14 protein-coding genes and 1 tRNA gene are annotated in these 19165 nt (G+C 43.6%); 2 read left to right on the plus strand and 13 right to left on the minus strand.

Annotated features, from left to right (window positions below; all coding sequences use genetic code 11):
- Window position 1: 1 nt before the first annotated feature.
- The 9 genes from FTT72_RS06685 to FTT72_RS06725 form a co-directional block, all read right to left on the minus strand.
- Entirely contained in the window at window positions 2-1810 is a 1809-nt protein-coding gene (locus FTT72_RS06685; RefSeq protein WP_180066124.1) for a monovalent cation/H+ antiporter subunit D, read from the minus strand.
- Window positions 1810-2175, minus strand: a complete 366-nt coding sequence (locus FTT72_RS06690) for a Na+/H+ antiporter subunit C (protein ID WP_078189407.1) — start codon at window positions 2173-2175, stop codon at window positions 1810-1812. The genes FTT72_RS06685 and FTT72_RS06690 overlap by 1 nt, the downstream gene beginning before the upstream one ends.
- 1 nt (window position 2176) lies before the next feature.
- Window positions 2177-5017 carry a monovalent cation/H+ antiporter subunit A gene (locus FTT72_RS06695; protein ID WP_180178103.1) on the minus strand — a complete coding sequence of 947 codons (2841 nt, stop codon included), beginning with the start codon at window positions 5015-5017 and terminating at the stop codon, window positions 2177-2179.
- 343 nt (window positions 5018-5360) lie between these two features.
- Window positions 5361-6764 carry an AAA family ATPase gene (locus tag FTT72_RS06700; protein WP_180178072.1) on the minus strand — a complete coding sequence of 468 codons (1404 nt, stop codon included), beginning with the start codon at window positions 6762-6764 and terminating at the stop codon, window positions 5361-5363.
- Between the two features lie 46 nt (window positions 6765-6810).
- On the minus strand, window positions 6811-8313 hold the full coding sequence (locus FTT72_RS06705) for a UvrD-helicase domain-containing protein (protein ID WP_180009538.1): 1503 nt from the start codon (window positions 8311-8313) through the stop codon (window positions 6811-6813).
- A gap of 9 nt (window positions 8314-8322) precedes the next feature.
- Window positions 8323-9105, minus strand: coding sequence for a bifunctional phosphoribosyl-AMP cyclohydrolase/phosphoribosyl-ATP diphosphatase HisIE (hisIE, locus tag FTT72_RS06710; protein ID WP_180009539.1), 783 nt, complete (start codon window positions 9103-9105; stop codon window positions 8323-8325).
- 96 nt (window positions 9106-9201) lie between these two features.
- A complete protein-coding gene (locus tag FTT72_RS06715) occupies window positions 9202-10503 on the minus strand; it encodes an NAD(P)/FAD-dependent oxidoreductase (protein ID WP_180178073.1) in 1302 nt (433 codons plus the stop codon).
- A 103-nt stretch (window positions 10504-10606) separates the two neighbouring features.
- Window positions 10607-11494, minus strand: coding sequence for an SDR family NAD(P)-dependent oxidoreductase (locus FTT72_RS06720; protein ID WP_078189400.1), 888 nt, complete (start codon window positions 11492-11494; stop codon window positions 10607-10609).
- 401 nt (window positions 11495-11895) lie between these two features.
- Window positions 11896-13173, minus strand: a complete 1278-nt coding sequence (locus FTT72_RS06725) for an O-acetylhomoserine aminocarboxypropyltransferase/cysteine synthase family protein (RefSeq protein WP_180005477.1) — start codon at window positions 13171-13173, stop codon at window positions 11896-11898.
- A 318-nt stretch (window positions 13174-13491) separates the two neighbouring features.
- Here FTT72_RS06725 and ettA point away from each other — a divergent pair, with 318 nt between their 5' ends.
- Window positions 13492-15153 carry an energy-dependent translational throttle protein EttA gene (gene ettA / locus FTT72_RS06730; protein ID WP_078189398.1) on the plus strand — a complete coding sequence of 554 codons (1662 nt, stop codon included), beginning with the start codon at window positions 13492-13494 and terminating at the stop codon, window positions 15151-15153.
- A gap of 63 nt (window positions 15154-15216) precedes the next feature.
- Here the strand turns inward: ettA and FTT72_RS06735 are convergent, their stop codons facing one another.
- Window positions 15217-15627, minus strand: a complete 411-nt coding sequence (locus tag FTT72_RS06735) for an SEL1-like repeat protein (protein ID WP_078189397.1) — start codon at window positions 15625-15627, stop codon at window positions 15217-15219.
- A 354-nt stretch (window positions 15628-15981) separates the two neighbouring features.
- On the opposite strand from FTT72_RS06735, the gene FTT72_RS06740 reads away from it, so the two are divergent.
- Complete coding sequence (locus FTT72_RS06740) at window positions 15982-16953, plus strand: cation diffusion facilitator family transporter (RefSeq protein WP_180012416.1); 972 nt, start codon at window positions 15982-15984, stop codon at window positions 16951-16953.
- A gap of 25 nt (window positions 16954-16978) precedes the next feature.
- Here the strand turns inward: FTT72_RS06740 and FTT72_RS06745 are convergent, their stop codons facing one another.
- The 3 genes from FTT72_RS06745 to gltX form a co-directional block, all read right to left on the minus strand.
- On the minus strand, window positions 16979-17320 hold the full coding sequence (locus FTT72_RS06745; protein WP_078189395.1) for a hypothetical protein: 342 nt from the start codon (window positions 17318-17320) through the stop codon (window positions 16979-16981).
- A 154-nt stretch (window positions 17321-17474) separates the two neighbouring features.
- Window positions 17475-17550 (minus strand) — tRNA-Glu (locus FTT72_RS06750).
- Between the two features lie 91 nt (window positions 17551-17641).
- A complete protein-coding gene (gltX, locus tag FTT72_RS06755; RefSeq protein WP_168378189.1) occupies window positions 17642-19150 on the minus strand; it encodes a glutamate--tRNA ligase in 1509 nt (502 codons plus the stop codon).
- Window positions 19151-19165: the final 15 nt, after the last annotated feature.

The raw sequence follows: 19165 nt of genomic DNA on the forward strand, positions 1-19165 counted from the left end.
GTTAAGGTGCCTCCATCGGTTTTAGTTGGGTCTCTTCAGGTAGTTTTTCTTCTTGTTGCTGTCCTTGAATTTGGCGTTGCTTATACTCAGAAATATGCTCGCCATGTAGAGTTTCAGGTGCAATCAATGCAGGAATGAGGTGTGCATTTGGATCGGCTGATTCACCACCATATTTGGTTTCAGGTAAATTTTCAGGATCATAAGGTTGAACACTGATGATTTGACCTTTTTCATCCTTTTTTAGCAGCAATGATTCATATAATGGATTGTCTTGAATTTGCTGTGCAGTTTTGTAGGTATAGTCATAGATCGGCGCAGCAAAAACCATATATCCCACAAGCGCTGTTAACAGCAGATAAATGGTTTTGTCATTACGAAGCGGTGCCTTATTCGGCAAAGCCTGATAACGCTGATATTCTTCAGTATCAATATCATCTTCTGGGCGAGATGAACGCCAGAAAAGCACAAAACCAACTCGGGTGAATGCGATAATACTGAGTAAACTCACCAACAATACGATCAAAATAATCATGATTTGGTAAGGTGAATTGGCCGTTGCTTGCAAGAGAAATACTTTACCCAAAAATCCACTAAATGGCGGTAGACCAGCCATCATCAACGCAATGATGAAATAGCAAACAGCAACGGTATTATGCTGTTTCATACGGGGCGCAATTTTAAAATGATCTTTAAATTCGCCACGTTGTGAGGTAATCCAACCCGAGAGAATATAAAAAGCTGCACCAATGATGGTACTGTGAATCAGGTAATAAAGCCCCGCAGCCCATGCATCAGTATTAAAGAGTGAAATCGCAACCAATATTGTCCCGATAGAAGACAAAATCATAAAACCGACAAAACGACGTAAGCGATCCGTTCCGATAGCACTATAGGCACCATAGAGCGAGGTTACTAAGCCAATCGGTAACAACCACTGTTGTAAGATTTCACGGCTAATCCCATCGTCAAACACAGTACCATTGACACGGAGAATGGCATAGATGCCGACCTTGGTCATTATAGTGAATAAGGCTGCCACAGGCGTGGTTGCCACAGCATAGGTCTTTGGTAACCAGAACCCTACAGGCAGCATTGCAGCTTTGATGCCAAAGACAGTGAACAGTAACAATGCACCAGCCACAGCAATACGATGTTGATCCGCTTCAAGCAAAGGCATAAGTCGTGCAACATCAGCCATATTTAAGCTACCTACACTGCCGTAAATCATCCCGAGTCCAATCAGGAAAAGGGCAGAGGCAAATAGGTTAATGGTGACGTAATGAATACCAAGCTGAAAACGTGCTTTGCCTTGACCATGTAAGAGCAAAACATATGATGCCATCAACAGGATTTCAAAGAACACAAACAGGTTAAATAAATCGCCTGTCAGGAACGCACCACACAAACCCATCAGTAAGAAATGGCACATGGCATGGAAATAACGACCACGCTCGTCCCATTCTTTGCTGGCAAACCACATCACTGGCACAGCAAGTCCATAGGTCAGCACCAACATGAAAGCTGAGAGTCGATCTAAGACTAAAACGATGCCGAATGGTGCGGCCCATTCACTCAAGTTATAAACCAAAACTTGACCAGAGCTGGCAATCATCAAATAACTGATGGATGTGATCAGTCCGAGGATACCAGAGACATAACTGATTCCGCGACGCCAAGGTTGTCGCCAGTCATGCGCCAACGAGCCAGAACCGGGGTTGCCCAGCAGGACTAAAATAAATGCAGTAATTGCAGGAATTAAAATACTGAAAATCGGGCTATGCGTAGTCCAAAATTGGATGAAGTCATGCATTATGGCTCATCCTCCCGCGGGTCAATTTGCGGTATTTCTTCTTTGGAGTCCACATGATCTGTTCCAGTTTCATAGCGGCTACGCAGAGCCAATTGTACGATAAAGGCAGTGGTCGCAAAGCCAATCACAATGGCTGTCAGGACCAAGGCTTGTGGTAAAGGATCGGTCGCTTTGGTGGTTTCAGTTAACACGGCAGGTGCGTTGACATGAATACGCCCCATGACAAATAAAAATAAGTTCACGGCATAGCCAATCATGGCTAAACCCAGTACGACAGGAAAGGTACGTGCCCGCAAAATCAGGTAGACCCCTGTTGCAGTCAGTAAGCCAATGGCTGAAGCGAGTAAAAATTCTAAACTAATCATCTTATTCGCCTCTTGGAACTGGACCAGACATACTCGAGTGACGCGAGTCGCCTAAGACGGAAATCATTAACATCGTCGCGCCCACAACGGTGATGTAGACACCTGTGTCGAAGAGGGCAGCGGAGGCAAGGTGCATTTCACCTAAAATGGGTGGTGAGACATAGATATGGGCACTGGTCAGGAATGGGCGGCCCCATAGCCAAGCAGCGATCCCTGTCAGACCTGCAATGGTTAAACCAATACCAATCCACACTTCATATAAGCGACCTGATTTTGCACCAATCAATTGTTCGGCACGGTCTTGACCAAGCGCAATATATTGAATCACTAAGGCCAAAGAGGTAATTAAACCTGCAATAAAGCCACCGCCCGGTAAGTTATGACCCCGTAGGAAAATATACAGACTGACCACCAAGGCCAAAGGCAAAATCCAAGATGAGGTAATACGGAACATCAGTGGCGACGGATTAAAACGATAGGTTAGACCTTGCGTAATGGTGGTGCCATGAGCACGCATACCATCCATCATGCACAGCGTACCAATTGCGGCAATTCCCAGTACGGTAATTTCACCAAAGGTATCGAAACCACGGAAATCCACCAAGATCACGTTGACCACATTGGTACCACCGCCAAGTGGGATAGACTGCTGCATGAAGAACCATGAGATGGAATTATGATCGCGGGTCATGATCAACCATGAAATCCATGCAATCCCTAGACCTGCAATAATCGCAATCAATGCATCTCGCCAACGACGTGACACGCTCGACTCATAAGGGGTGAGCTGTGGTAATAACGATAAGCTCATGAGTAAGAGCACGGTGGTCACCACGTCAACAGTAATCTGTGTCAACGCTAAATCGGGAGCGGAGAAACAGATAAACACCATGGTCACAACTAGACCGACTGCACCACTGATGAGGACGGCTTTAATCCGTTCATGGTGGAACCAAAGCATCATCCAACATGCAGAGAATAATAATAGCCATAGAACGATCGCGATGACCGGTGCATGTACCAGTTCACGGCTGCCTGTGCCGATGCCTTGCAGCCAAAATGGAACGATGACGATGGCCACACTAAAGATTAAAATCCATAATAAATAGCTTTGTAATTTGCCATTTTCAGTAAAGCGACGGAACTTTCTTGAGCTGAGTAATAGATGCTTTAAAAATAAGTCGAACAGCACTTTACCTTGTAATCGACCTAAAAGTGGATCTAAGTCGATCCGGCGTAATTTGCCGCCCTTCGCCAATGCGAAATAGAAAACTAAACCACCCAAGAGTGCAATCACGCTCATCAAAAGGGGGGCATTTAAGCCATGCCAAATCGCTAAATGTGTACCTTCAAACGCAGTATTTTGAATACTCGCACGCGCGGTACTATTGACAATATGCTCAACCAATAATGCAGGGAAGAGTCCAACTAAAATACATAAAGCAGCCAGTAAGGTTGCCGGTGCGCGCATGCCAAACGGTGGTTCATGTGCTTCTTTATTAGGAACATCTTTCCCTAATGGACCATCAAAAAACACCCCATGAACCAAACGCACCGAATACGCGACAGCAAAGATACCGGCAAAGGTGGCAATGATGGCTGACACGATCATCACTGGCCCAGTCAGGTTGGCTAACAGTTCAGTAAAGAACATCTCTTTAGAAAGAAAACCATTGGTTAATGGGACACCTGCCATAGAGGCCGCAGTGATCATGGTCAGCGTTGCGGTAAACGGAAGTAATTGCCATAAACCAGAGAGTTTTCGTAAATCACGCGTGCCTGATTCGTGGTCAATAATCCCCGCGATCATAAATAGGGCTGCTTTGAAGGTTGCATGGTTAATGATATGGAAAATGGCAGCGGAAACTGCGAGGGGAGAGCCGATCCCGAGTAAGCAAACAATCAGACCTAAATGACTGATGGTGGAATAGGCCAAAAGCCCTTTTAAATCTTCTTTGAAAATGGCAAAGAAGGCCGCCATACATAGGGTAAATAAGCCAATAAAGGTGACCAAGTTGTGATACAACGCCGCGCCTGCAAAGATCGGCAATAAGCGTGCAAGCAGGAAAATTCCGGCTTTCACCATCGTAGCAGAGTGTAGATAAGCCGAGACGGGGGTCGGTGCCGCCATGGCATTTGGCAACCAAAAATGGAAAGGGAACTGCGCACTTTTGGTAAAGGCCCCCATTAAAATTAATAGCAGTGTAGGTACAAAAAGCGGGTGCTGCTGAATTTGGCTACTCATCGTCAGGATTTGGTCAATCTGATAGGTGCCCGTGATTTGCGCCAACAGAACAAAACCACCCAGCATACATAAACCACCCATACCTGTAATGGTCAAAGCCATTCGAGAGCCACGCTGAGCAGCGTCGTAATTACTCCAATAACCGACCAACAGAAAAGATGAAATGCTGGTGAGTTCCCAGAAAATAAGTAATAAAATTAAATTATTAGACAATGAAATGCCGAGCATGGCAGCCATGAACAGCATCAATAAAACATACAGTTTACTGAGCGAATTCTTTGGACTTAAATAATAGTAGGCATAGATATAAATTAAGGTGCCGATCCCCGTAATGAGCAGGGAAAACAACAAGCCCAGTGCATCGAGACGGAAACTGAAATCAATGCCAACTTGAGTGAGCCACGGCCAAGTTTGAATGATGGTTTTGCCATTAAAGACATCTGGGGCCTGACTCAATAATAAAACTAAACTGCTGAGGCTGACGCCAATCGCCCCTAAAGCTGTTACCCCGCGAGAGAATTGCTTCAACCACGAGACAAGTGTTGTGCCTAGTATTAACGGTAACAATATAATAATCGGTAGCACACTCGTATCCATTGTCATGATTAGGCGGTGAAACCTAGGTGTATTTCATCTTTCAAGGATTACAGGACAGCAAAGAGCAGTCCAAAAATTCAATCTTGAAAGCCATGTGTGTCAAAAAAAATTAAAAACAAGCTGTGTTGCGCAACTCGTGAAGCGATAGCAATTTCCGATGTTACTATGAAAATTGCAAATAAAACCGATCATATTACATGCGTAAAACAACATCAATCTTTTTTATGACCCACTTACACATTATACGCCTGACGAAACTGTCTAGACATCTATTGCGGCCTTGTTGCTGAATATTTAAACATCGAGGCTATGGATTACGCTCACTTAATCAGCCTCAGTTTTTTTAACTTAGCGGTTGGATCGTAACGTCCTGATCACCCCGCTGTGATAAAGCCCTAACCAATTCTTGTTGCTGTTGCTCGGTCAGTTGCGTCTGGATTAATTGCAACATGTGCTGGATCGTATCTGGGCTGTTCAGCGGCTCATTTAATTCAGTCTCTTCAGTTTTGGCTGGAAGCGATACCTTTGATCCGAGTTGCAACTGCTGATAAATCTGATCATAAGTTTCTTGTAGTTTTTCAGGCTGAATCTCACTGAGCTTTTTATTCTGTAGTTGTAAGCACTGAAAACGAGAAGCCTGTTCCAGCAGTTCAGGACGGTTGCCGCTGGCAATGATTTGGAGTCGTGGAAACGCTTGATTTAAACGGGTCAAAATCACTTGAGTCATGTTTTGATCGAGTTGGTGGTCTATGGCGTCGATCAATAAAATACCGTCACCTTCTTGGCACGGATATAAGCTATGAGGATTGAGTAGACAGAGGCGACGCACAATATCACCAATTAAGGCCACAAGGTTACGCACACTATTCGACAACTGTTGAAACAACATATCTTTGCCTTGATAGCAGACCATTAACTGTAATTTGGGGTGATATTGCAGATAAATATTGCTCACATCGGGCAACACGGTCTCTAAGGCTTGTTTTAATGATCTGAGTGACGGCGCGTGTAGATCGGCCTGAGCTTGTGCTAGTTTATGCCCAAAAAGAGGTGTGTCTGATGCGTTGGGTATATCGGCTTGGGTTTTAGGATGTAATAAATTTTGAATTAATTCGGCACTTTGCGCATTTTCAATGTCGGATATTTCTCGAAACCACTCAAAAAAACGAATAAACGTGGTAAAGGGAATGGCCGATATTTCATAAGCATGCGAAGGCTGAAAAATAGCAGGATTATTTTTATTGAGAATATTCACATCGTTGACGAAACGTTCAGCAGGGTAATAGGCAATGAGTGGCAACCCTTGTAACGGATCGGCTTTGAGGGCTTTTTGATACAGCGCAACCATCGATTCTAATTGCTGTGTTTCAGCCTTACTGAGACCGACGCCTTGACTGTTTAAGGTTTTGTACAATTGCCATGAACAACATTGTGGGTCTTGGTCTTGCTGATCACTTGAAAGCTGAAATGAGCCAATCTCTTCGGGAAAACTGACTTGAATATCAAGTTTCGATTGTAAGCGATTTAACATGATGTCTTGATCGAGCATCACCACACCTGCTGTACGCAAATCTTTATAGCGTGCAGCAAACCAAGTGAGGGCCTGGTAACTAAAGCGCAGTAGGGAGGTTTTTCCAGAACTTTGATCACCCAAAATTAAGGTAATCGGCAGATCGTGATAATTAAAATTGAGGGTGATATCAGTAAAATGAAGGGTGTGCTTGAGTTGAATCGATTGTATTTTCATGGTGCACCTTTTACTGATTTATTGTTTATTCACCTTTTTCATCATACTAGCTGACCGCTTGCGCCAAAGATTTGGGCATTTGACGTTTTAAATGCTGCATCAAGTCATAAATATGATGGATATTTAAACTTACTTTAGCACGTGTGCAGGCCACGTAAAGTAACCGTAACTCTTCGTCACTAATTTTATAATCTTTATCGTTGAGCTTAAATTGGTAGTCATCTTCAATATGTACCCGATCCCATTCTAAACCTTTGGCTTTATGGGCGGTGGAGATGATGTAGTCGGCTTGATCAATCGGGGTGATTTTTGCCAGCGCCTTTTTCAGTGGGTCAGTACCGTGGTCATCGACCAACTTCACTAGCGGTTTAATATCGCTGCCGTCATTGGTTTCACAATATTCATGCACATCATGCCATGAGTTAAACCACGCAAGCTCTGGGACATCGACTACGCGTTTGCCTTGCTTGAGCATGGCTGCTGCATCGACAAAACGATTGAGTCGCGCATGATCTGCTTGCAGGCTGACCTTTTCGCCCTTAACCAAACCCGCCAATAACAGTTCCATCGCGCGTGCATTAGTACGACATAAAATGGCATCGCGCATCTTGGTATGAGGCTTATTAACCACTTTAGAGTTGAGTTGTGGATTACCCAATAACGGTACGGTTTCATTCAATGCGCCCAGCAGAGCATTGGCGTTCAAGGCAATTTCTTCACCAAAACGGAAAGACGTGGTTAAACGTGATTCAGGTAATGGGAGTTGCTGCATGGCATTGACTGCACCACGCCATGCATAAATTTGTTGATGCGCATCGCCAACATAGATGACTTGGGTATTCCGCTGTTTCAGTAAAATCCCCAGCATTAGTGGGTCAGCATCTTGAGCTTCATCGAACAGCACATAATCCGCAGGAATATTCGGTTCAGACAAAGCCCAAAGTTTTAAATAAATATCGTGTCCAATCCCTGCTGCATGGTTCGGATCAATCGACTCTAACCAACGACGTTCAATGGCAGGATACAAATGCTTTTGTAAGCTTTCGATATCGTCCGGATGCAGCCAACTCGGTGCTTGTAGATGTCGTGGGGCAGGGTACTGTGAACTGGTCGAACAGAAATAACTGACAGCGTTTGCCACCAGACTTGCCAAACGCGAAGGCATGAGTACATATTTTTCATAACGACCGCCCATCATACGACGTAAGGTGATCGGTTCTAGTCGATACTCTTTGGCAATAAAACTCGGACTTAAACGCGGTAGACGCAGTTTATCAGTCACTCCACGTGGAACACTACGATAAGCCAATGAGTGGAAGGTTCGACAGTCGACATTTTGATGAAAACGATTCTGTGCTTCGGTGGCAATGGCTTTGTTAAAGGCCAAGTACATGCCACGCCGCTGAGGCATGGCATCACTGATCATTTGGAGTGTGGTGGTTTTACCTGTGCCAGCATAGGCGATCACTTTAAATGATTTGCCTAGACGTGCGTTATCTATGGCAGTAGCCTGCTCATAGGTCGCGGTCGGTTTTTTAAGCTCTGGCACGGTTGCGTCTTAGTGCTGACGGTTGGCTTTTTCAACCAAACCGGAAAGGCCTTGACGACGAGCGAGTTCGTTAAGTACCAATTGAGGATCAATATCGAAATAACCTAGCATTACAATGGTATGGAACCAAAGGTCTGCCACTTCGTAAATCAGATCGTTTTTGTTGTCTTCATTGGCTTCGATTTTAAAATCTTTAGCGGCAATGATGGTTTCAACACTTTCTTCACCGATTTTTTCTAAAATTTTATTCAGACCTTTATGGTAAAGCTTTGCCACATAAGAGGATTCAGGGTCGGCTTGTTTGCGTTCAGCCATCATTTTACCTAAGTAGTCGAGTACTTCGACTTGCTCAGATTGTACATTGGACGCATTCATCGCAAGGGTATGTGGATTTGCTGATTTTGCACCATAAATTGCAGCCGGATCTTTCAATTGCGCATCGACAACTTCCCAGCCATTGGCAGTAAGTTTGCGATAGAAACACGACTCACGACCGGTATGGCAGGCAATGCCGCCATGTTGTTCAATTTGTAGCACAATCACGTCAGCATCACAGTCCAAACGGATTTCATGCACGGTTTGGAAATGGCCAGATTCTTCACCTTTATGCCATAACTTATTGCGTGAACGTGAAAAGTACACCGCTTGATTTTTTTCTGCAGTTTGCGCCAACGCTTCACGGTTCATCCATGCCACCATCAATACGCGTCCGCTTTGATGATGCTGTGCAATAGCAGGCACTAAGCCTTGTTCGTTAAATTTTACTTCATCGAGCCATTGCAGGTTGTTCATGAGGATTTCACCAATTCAAAAATCAAAAAATAAATGCCGCAGCATTTGAGCAGCATCATAGTGTAAGCCATCAAGAGAATGATGGGGAGTTAATTCTTAATCAAATTTTAAATTGCGCAGTTCAGCCGCAGAATCATCTGCAGGCTTACGGGCTATGTCGGCATAATTCATTTGCCCAAACGCACCTGTTTTTAAGCCAGAAATCGTGATGGCCATTTCTTTGCGGAAAAACGGCAGCTGATACATGGAACGAAATGAAATATCACGCAGCGGCGCTGTCCAGCGATGATGTGATTGATAAAAAGGAGTCAGCAGGCGGCTAAAAAATTGGTAAAACCGCACGGACGGCAACCGCAGTTGATGATACTGCTGCCAGAGGTTTTGCAGTGAGGAATCCTGTTGATGTTGAAGTAGGGCCTGACTGATGGCCCATGCATCGAGCAGCGCCATATTGGCGCCTTGACCAAGCTGTGGACTCATGGCATGAGCCGCATCTCCTAAGATGCCGATACGGCCTTCACCGAGTTTGCTCAGCACCACATCACGATAGTTGGCAGACAGCCATTGCTGCGGATCATCAGGATGTGGAATCACATGCGCTAACCATTCTGCAACACTAGGCCAGCGTTTTGAAACCTCAAGCAGCCATTGCTGCTGCGCGCTCTTGGTTTTTAAGAATCCCGCTAAATCTGCTGTAGGTAAGCTCCAGAAAATGCTCGAAAGTCGCTGTTCAGGCTGTGTTGGAATTGCTCCTGTTGGCATCACACCCATCATGATATTGGAACGGTCATAGAACTGATGCAAGATTTGTGGATTGAGCACTTCGCATTCAGGCACGATAATCCACTTTGCACCCCAAGGATAGGCTTGGTTGAGCTTTTCCCATGCTTTAGGGCGTAAATGGCTGCGTGCACCATTGGCGATCAGCACGAGATCAAATTGACGTTGAAAGGTTTGATCTGTGGATTGCCCAATCACGTTTATACCGTCACTGGATTCTTGAAGTTCATGCACCTCATGCGCCATGCACCACTCAACGTGTTGAGGATACTCATGGACTTTGGATGCGAGGACATGACAGAGTGTGGCACGGTGAATGCCGAGTCCATATGAACGGTCATCGGCTTGTCGATAATGACTGTTAATCAGCAAGTCACCGCCAGCCAGTTGACCTTCAAGACCAGTTACTACAGTACCTAAGCTTAAGGCGTGTTCCAAAATGCCTAAATGTTCGAAAACTGCCAGCCCGGCAGGTTGTAATAATAATCCTGCGCCCACAGGTTCAAGTTGTGAGACTTTTTCATATAAGCAGATCTGATGGCCTTGAGCAGCAAGCATTGCTGCAGCAGCTAATCCTGCTGTACCCGCACCAATGATGGCAATGTTTTGAGTTTTCATTGTTATAAAAGTTGATATTATCTCAGCCCAATGTAGCAAAGTTGCCGCATAAAACCCAATAAAAAAAGCCCTCATAAGGGCTTTTTTAGGGGGGTATTAGGTCTTACCAGTGTTCACCAGGGAATAGGCGAGCATATGCTTTTTGTACCCAATTGAGTTTTTCTTGCTTACCAATAGACGCTGAAGAACTTGGGAACAAGTTATAACCAATCGACATGAGTTTGTTATTAATGTCAGGAGCAATGGAGTAGGTGATCGAAGCCAAACGGCCCAAATTGGTTGCGACTTTCTTCGGACGTTTCACGATGGCATAGGCAATCAGGTCTGTTGCTTGTTCTGGAGAAAGCGTTGGAACGTATTTATATATTTTGGTTGGGGCGATCATTGGTGTGCGCACCAATGGCATGTAGACCGACGTGATGGCAATATTATGCGAGTGAACTTCAGCACTCAGGCAACGGCTAAAAGCATCTAATGCGGCTTTAGACGCAACATATGCAGAGAAGCGTGTTGCATTGGCCAATACACCAATCGAGCTGATGTTGATGATATGACCTTCACGACGAATCATCATTTTCGGCAACAGGTTCATCACCAAACGTACCGCGCCAAAATAGTTCAACTGCATAGTACGTTCAAAATCATGGAAACGATCGGTTGATTCATGCACGGCACGACGAATAGAACGGCCAGCGTTATTAATTAAGATATCGATATGATCGACGGAAGCGAGGATTTGTTGTGCCACAGCATCAATGGAGTCCATATCATTGAGGTCACATGGGAAAACATCAGCTTTACCGCCAGTGGCTTCAATTTCAGCTTTTACGGCATCGAGGGTTTCTTTGGTACGTGCAACCAGTAGAACATGTGCGCCTGCATTGGCAAGGCGATGCGCTGTGGTTAAGCCAATACCACTCGATGCACCGGTGATTAAAATAGTCTTACCGTTGACACGGTCAACGAAACGTTTCTCAAGTCTTGAATTCACGATGAGGTTCCCTGTTAAATCAGTTTTATTGTATTCATTTATCGGCCCGACAACGCTATGTGCAGGGCTGTTTTAAGTCAGCGGTATGATAGCGTTTTATTCAAAAAAATCCATATGATAAGTAATTGATAATAAAATAATATTTAGAGTTTTTACTCTAAATTAAAATCCCTATTTACTCAATTTTTAACACATAAATATGTGAAAGAGAAGTGCTTTTATCAACATCGTTGCAACCTAAAAAAGTCGATTTTCAAGATAAATAAAATTGTAAATAAATATAGAAGCAGGGCCATAGATGCCCAAAGTTGGAAGGCGGATTATGTGGGAGTGGTTATTTAAATGAAATGGAAATAAAAACAGGCCTTAAAAATAAGACCTGTGGATTGTGCAATTATGGTTTAAACAGCAGCTAAGGCTTGCTCTAAGTCTGCAATCAAGTCATCCGCATGTTCGATCCCAATCGATAAACGAACCATATCAATGCTGACCCCCGCTGCTTTGAGTTCATCTTCATTGAGCTGACGATGTGTCGTGGTCGCAGGATGGCAGGCTAAACTTTTGGCATCACCAATATTCACAAGGCGAGTAAACAACTGCAAGGCATCGATGAAACGTGTGCCACCTGCAAGGCCATCTTGAACGCCGAATGAAAGAATCGCAGATGGTTTGCCTTTGACATATTTTTGCGCCAAAGCATGTTGTGGGTGGTCTTTTAGGCCAGCGTAGTTAACCCATTTTACTTTTGGATGCGCCTGTAAATATTCAGCCACTTTTTGCGCATTTTCGGTATGGCGTTCCATGCGCAGGCTTAAGGTTTCCAAACCTTGTAAGATCAAAAACACATTGTGCGGGCTGATCGCAGCGCCCGTATTACGCAGTGGTACCACGCGCGCACGAGCAATGTAGGCTGCTTCACCTAAGGCTTCGACATAATTCACCCCGTGGTAGCTTGGATCAGCGGTATTCAGTGATTTAAAGCGTTCAGGATATTTGCCCCAAGGGAACTTGCCGCTATCGACGATGATGCCGCCGATCGAATTACCATGACCACCAATATATTTGGTCAATGAATGCACCACAATGTCGGCACCAAATTCAAATGATTTTTGCAGGACAGGAGTAGCAACGGTATTGTCGACCACCACAGGTATGCCATATTCGTGCGCAATTTTCGAAATTGCTTCGAGGTCAATAATATTGCCCAATGGGTTACCAATAGATTCGACAAAGACCAACTTGGTTTTGTCATCGATGAGGCTACGCAGCGCTTCAGGGTTTTGATAATCAAAGAAGCGAACTTCAATGCCTTGTTTCGGCAGGGTGTGGGCAAACAGATTATATGTGCCGCCATATAGGGTCGAAACGGAAGCGATATTGTCGCCTGCTTCAGCAATAGTTTGAATCGCATATGTAATGGCTGCCATACCAGAGGCTAAGGCCAAAGCGCCAATACCGCCTTCGAGCGCTGCAACACGCTGTTCAAGTACCGCCGTGGTTGGATTCATAATGCGGGTATAAATATTACCCTGAACTTTTAAGTCAAATAAATCAGCACCATGCTGCGTGTTATCAAAGGAATATGAGGTGGTTTGATAAATCGGCACCGCAACCGCTTTGGTGGTTGGCTCCGGTGTATACCCCGCGTGAATTGCTAAAGTTTCGTCTTTATAGGTCATGATTACTTCATCTAAGAGAGCTAGTTTTTAAACAGTCTATCACTTATATATATGAATAAAAGTGCTTTATTTATAAAATGAATATCATAATTATTCATATTATTGAAAAATTTTCAGCTAAAGATGAGCGAAATTATGCTTAAAAACGCATGTTTAAATTTTGTTCGCCATTAAACTTGTAACAATGCATTGAAGGCGTGTGCGAAACCTTATTTTTTCACGACTTTATGCGTATAATAGCCGATTATTTTTTCGCTCAATTGAGCAGGGGCAACTTTGTGTTGTTCCGTATATGTTTTGACTATTGAGGAGTCCTAAGTGGCCCAATATATTTACACGATGAACCGTGTGTCGAAGATGGTTCCGCCTAAGCGCGAAATCCTGAAAGACATCTCTTTATCATTTTTCCCAGGCGCAAAAATTGGTGTGCTTGGTCTAAACGGTGCAGGTAAATCTACCTTGCTTCGTATTATGGCGGGCGTAGATAAAGATTTCTCAGGTGAAGCACGTGCTCAACCGGGTATCAAAATTGGTTACCTTGAACAAGAGCCGCCATTGGATGAAAGCAAAGACGTTCGTGGTAACGTTGAAGACGGTTTACGTGAGCCGTTAGATGCTTTGGCGCGTCTTGATGAAGTGTTTGCAGAATATGCAGCAGAAGATGCTGACTTTGATGCACTTGCAAAAGAACAAGAGAAGTTAGAAGCGATTATCCATTCATGGGATGCACATAATATTGTGAACCAAATGGATCAGGCTGCTGCAGCGTTGAACCTTCCAGCTTGGGATGCAGATGTATCTAAGTTGTCTGGTGGTGAGCGCCGTCGTGTTGCACTTTGCCGTTTGTTATTGTCTAAACCAGACATGTTGCTTCTAGATGAACCAACGAACCATTTGGATGCTTCATCAGTATCATGGTTGGAACGTTTCTTGAAAGACTTCCCAGGTACGATCGTTGCGATTACCCATGACCGTTACTTCTTGGATAACGTGGCAGAGTGGATTCTTGAGCTTGACCGCGGCATGGGTATTCCATACCAAGGCAACTACTCTTCTTGGTTAGAGCAGAAAAATGCCCGTTTAGAGCAAGAGCAGAAGCAAGAAGAATCTTTTGCTAAAGCATTGAAAAAAGAACTTGAATGGGTTCGTTCAAATGCTAAAGGTCAGCAAAAGAAAAACAAAGCGCGTATGGAGCGTTTTGAAGAGCTTAACTCACGCGAATTCCAACAGCGTAACGAAACGTCTGAAATCTACATTCCACCTGGTCCACGTCTAGGCAACAAGGTTGTAGAAGTTGAAGGCATCAGCAAGTCGTTTGGTGATCGTACGCTTTATAAAGACTTATCATTCGTTGTACCACCTTGTGCCATTGTGGGTATCGTGGGTGAGAACGGTGCGGGTAAAACCACATTGTTCCGTATGATGACAGGCGAGCAACAACCAGATACAGGTACTGTGGTACTGGGTGAGTCTGTTAAAGTGGCTTATGTTGGTCAGATTCGTGACACCTTAGATGACAACAAAACTGTTTGGGAAGAAGTTTCTGGCGGTTTAGACATCTTGAAAATTGGTGAATACGAAATCGCATCTCGTGCGTATATCGGTCGCTTTAACTTCAAAGGTCAAGATCAGCAAAAACGTGTAGGTCAATTGTCAGGTGGTGAGCGTAACCGTTTACAACTTGCGAAAATCCTGCAAATGGGCGCAAACGTCATCTTACTCGATGAACCATCAAACGACTTGGATATCGAAACTTTACGTGCGCTTGAAGATGCCATTCTGGTATTCCCAGGTACTGTAATGGTGATCTCGCATGACCGTTGGTTCCTCGACCGTATTGCTACGCACATCTTGTCATTTGAAGGTGAAACCCCTGAATTCTTCACGGGTAACTACCATGAATTTGAAGAATACCGTCGTAAACGTGATGGTGATGACCTTGTTGCAAAGCGTCAGAAATACCGCAAAATTGGTAACTAAGTTCCAGTTTTAAAATAAAAAACCAGCCTGCGGGCTGGTTTTTTATTACTTAGGATGCAATGACTATACAACTATGTCTTCATAGGCATGATGTAAGACGTAGTCTGCATGTTCATGGCCTTGTGCAGCAGCTTTACTGAGCCAAAGCTCTGCAAGTTCATAATTACGGTCTAAGCCGAGTTCTCCACGTAAATAACCGAGACCTAAGCGATATTGGGCATCTTTATGACCTTTTAATGCGGCACTTAAAAAATTCCACATGGCATTACGATAGTCGGTAGGGGATTGGTCTGCTGAATCCATAGTATGGTGACTGAGAAAGTCTTGATGGTGTTGAGCCGCAAGAATTTCAAAATAAGTCCCTTGGGCGTAATCACCCTCGGCTTCTGGAACCGAAAGATGCATTCCTTGCAACTTTGGATTCATCTGTTGTGACAACAGTGCATAAATTTTTTTCAGAGCTTGTATCATCATTGTTAAACTCCTTGTTGCTAAGTATAACCACTTGATTAATAAAAAATATTAACAGTAGTCATTCGTGCGCTGCGATGAATGATTTAATTGTTTTAAACAGATCACACTTAAGATGAAAATTAGCATGCTTGTCATGATATGTGAATAGGTATTAAAAAAATATTTATAAGTAATTTCAGTCATCTAGATCGCGAAAAATTATTTTTAATAAATTGAAAGTAGATGCTGAAAAAGCAGTTTTAAAGTTTGAAGGTAAAACGTAATACTGAAGGTTGAATGATGTAATTTTATTACGTTTACTGCACCTGTTAAGCTCAAGACTGAAGAACATATAATTTATAAGGTCAGAAAATAATGAGTGAGCATCATGGGCATGACCACAGCCATGCCGTTGTCACAGAAGGGAATGTCAAAAAATTAAGTTTTGCCTTAGCACTGACCACGACGTTTTTGATTATTGAAGTCATTGCTGGATTTATGACGCAAAGTTTGGCGCTATTGTCAGATGCGGCACATATGTTCACCGATGCTGCAGCCCTTGCCATAGCATTGGTCGCGATCAAAATTGGCAAGCTTCCTGCTGATAACAAACGTACCTTTGGCTATCAGCGTTTTGAAATTTTGGCAGCCTTGTTTAATGCCTTGATGCTATTTGTGGTTGCGATTTATATTTTGTATGAGGCCTATCAGCGCTTTTCAACGCCGCCGGAAATTCAAAGTATGGGCATGATGATTGTGGCCGTCATCGGTCTAATCATTAACTTAATCTCGATGCGTATTTTATTTTCCAGTTCACAAGAAAGCTTGAATGTGAAAGGGGCGTATCTAGAGGTGTTAAGTGATGCCTTAGGTTCGGTCGGTGTGATTATTGGCGCAGCGATTATTTATTTTACCGGCTGGATGTGGGTCGATACGCTTATTGCGGTGCTCATTGGCTTTTGGGTCTTACCAAGGACTTGGATTTTACTCAAACAAAGTATCAATATTTTATTGGAAGGTGTGCCTGAAGAAATCGACATAGAAAAATTACGCAATGATTTATTGGCACTCAAAGGGGTGGAGAGTATTCACCAGTTAAAGGTCTGGGCAATTACGTCAAAGAATGTGCATTTGACGGTTCATCTCTTTGCACCTGAAGCCGATCGTAATGCCTTGTATTTTGAGGCGATTGAAATGTTGCAACATGAACATGGAATCACGGAGATGACATTGCAAATCGAAGAAGATGAATGTGTAGTACACCAACACACTCAAAAGTCTGATCATGCACATGAGCATCATCAAGATGATCACGCGCATTCTCATGATGAATCACATCAGCACTAATGCTAATGTGATTTAAATGGCCTGTTTAGATTTCCCACTCATGATTACATTCGCGGCATTTCCATTTTTTCTGTGATTGCATAAAACCTTGCATTGAAATTTTAAAATCTGGCAGGTCGCGGTAGAACATGAAGCCTGCAATCAAGCAAGCAATAAATACAACAACAGTCGCAGTTTGTAATGTAGTACCTGCACCGTCACCAAAAATCCACATTGCGATGCTGATAATCACCAACAGTAAAAGAATAAATACCGCAGGGATGAGGATAATCAGGCTTTTAGGCACGACAGGACGAGCAACAGGCTGGCCTGCTTGCGCAAGAGGCATAATTTTAGGGCTTTGACATTTAGGGCAACGGTATTGCATTGCAACTCCATAATTTTAATCTATGGTTTATTTTAATCAGAATGACGCAGAAAGCAAAAATACCGTAAATTTAAATCAGATAAAATTTAGGCAATAAAAAACCCAAGTCATAATGCTTGGGTTTTTTATAAGATGATTTGCATCACCTTGAATATGGCGTCCCTACGGGGATTCGAACCCCGGTTACCGCCGTGAAAGGGCGATGTCCTAGGCCTCTAGACGATAGGGACAATTTGAGGCAACTTAGAGTGGGTTGACACCATCTCTCGGTATGGGCGCTATATTAGGGGGATAACGCCCATCCGTCAACTAAAAAATCAATTAAGCTTCATCAACTGCATCATTTTTCGGCAGTTTTAAGCTTTCATTGAGTTTTTCCCATGCTTTTGTTTCTTTTTTACTCGGGCCGCCCACAATTTCAAGTGCATGACGTAAGCGAGCAAAGGTTAAATCAGGACCAATGGTTACCATCGATTGCATAACCGGTGTCGAAGATGTCGAACCAGCAATAGCAATAAAGAAGGTTGGCATGAAGTCACGAAGTTTAATGTCCATTTGGTTCGCCAAATCCATCAAAGTTTGGCTGACGGTGTCATTGTTCCAAGTGAACATGCTTTCTAGACGCCAAATGGCAAATTGAAGGCTTTGACGAACTTGTTCTTCGGTCAATTTTTTGCTTTCAAACTGTTCTTTGCTGAGTGTTGGGAATTGGTTAAAATAAAAACCTGCCCAATTCACTGCTTCAGACAATAAATTAATACGCGGTTGAATCGCAGCCGCAATTTCTTCCAAGGTATTACGATCTGATTTCCAAGCCAGTAGGGTATCGAGCAATTGACCCGGTGTTAAACCTTTAATCCATTGACCATTTAACCAGTTTAGCTTTTCAACATCAAAGATTGGACCGCCTAGTGATACACGTTGAATGTCAAAGTGTTCAATCATTTCAGCCAAAGTGAATTTTTCACTTTCATCCGGCATTGACCAGCCCATGCGGCCTAAGTAGTTCAACAAGGCTTCTGGTAAAACGCCGATGTCTTTGTAGTAGTTAATTGATGTTGGGTTTTTACGTTTAGACAGTTTTGATTTATCTGGGTTACGTAACAGCGGCATGTGGCAAAGCACCGGCATGTCCCAACCAAAATATTTGTACAATAATTGGTGTTTAGGCGCAGAGGGAATCCATTCTTCACCACGAATCACGTGAGTGATTTCCATTAAATGGTCATCAACTACGTTTGCTAAGTGATACGTCGGTAAACCATCGGTTTTCAGTAGAATTTGCATGTCGACTTGCGCCCAAGGAATTTCGACTTCGCCACGCAGTAAATCGTTAAATTTACAAATCCCTTCTTCAGGCACTTTCATACGAATGACATGCGGTTCACCAGCAGCCAAACGCTGCGCCACTTCTTCCGCAGTGTGTTTTAAGCCACGTCCGTCGTAACGCGGTGATTCACCACGCGCTTGTTGTTCCGCACGCATTTGATCGAGTTCTTCTGCTGTTGCGAAGCAGTAGAATGCATGACCTTTTTCAACCAGTTCCAACGCATATTGTTTATAAATGTCCATACGTTCAGATTGGCGATATGGCGCATGAGGGCCACCCACATCTGGACCTTCTGACCAGTTCAAACCTAACCAACGCAATGAATCTAAAATCATTTTTTCAGATTCTGGGGTAGAGCGCAGTTGGTCTGTATCTTCAATACGAAGAATAAATTCACCGCCATGTTGCTTCGCAAAACATAAGTTAAACAATGCAATATAAGCAGTCCCAACATGCGGGAAACCAGTAGGAGAAGGTGCGATACGAGTACGAACAGTCATAATCAGCTTTTAATC

The organism is Acinetobacter sp. YH01005 (genome assembly GCF_013420465.1).
Lineage (GTDB): Bacteria > Pseudomonadota > Gammaproteobacteria > Pseudomonadales > Moraxellaceae > Acinetobacter > Acinetobacter amyesii.

Bases quoted from the DNA above. Each gene is read 5' to 3' on its own strand.
- FTT72_RS06685 (WP_180066124.1), bottom strand. From the start codon at position 1,810: ATGCATGACTTCATCCAATTTTGGACTACGCATAGCCCGATTTTCAGT.
- FTT72_RS06690 (WP_078189407.1), bottom strand. From the start codon at position 2,175: ATGATTAGTTTAGAATTTTTACTCGCTTCAGCCATTGGCTTACTGACT.
- FTT72_RS06695 (WP_180178103.1), bottom strand. From the start codon at position 5,017: ATGGATACGAGTGTGCTACCGATTATTATATTGTTACCGTTAATACTA.
- FTT72_RS06700 (WP_180178072.1), bottom strand. From the start codon at position 6,764: ATGAAAATACAATCGATTCAACTCAAGCACACCCTTCATTTTACTGAT.
- hisIE (WP_180009539.1), bottom strand. From the start codon at position 9,105: ATGAACAACCTGCAATGGCTCGATGAAGTAAAATTTAACGAACAAGGC.
- FTT72_RS06715 (WP_180178073.1), bottom strand. From the start codon at position 10,503: ATGAAAACTCAAAACATTGCCATCATTGGTGCGGGTACAGCAGGATTA.
- FTT72_RS06725 (WP_180005477.1), bottom strand. From the start codon at position 13,173: ATGACCTATAAAGACGAAACTTTAGCAATTCACGCGGGGTATACACCG.
- FTT72_RS06735 (WP_078189397.1), bottom strand. From the start codon at position 15,627: ATGATGATACAAGCTCTGAAAAAAATTTATGCACTGTTGTCACAACAG.
- FTT72_RS06740 (WP_180012416.1), top strand. From the start codon at position 15,982: ATGAGTGAGCATCATGGGCATGACCACAGCCATGCCGTTGTCACAGAA.
- FTT72_RS06745 (WP_078189395.1), bottom strand. From the start codon at position 17,320: ATGCAATACCGTTGCCCTAAATGTCAAAGCCCTAAAATTATGCCTCTT.
- gltX (WP_168378189.1), bottom strand. From the start codon at position 19,150: ATGACTGTTCGTACTCGTATCGCACCTTCTCCTACTGGTTTCCCGCAT.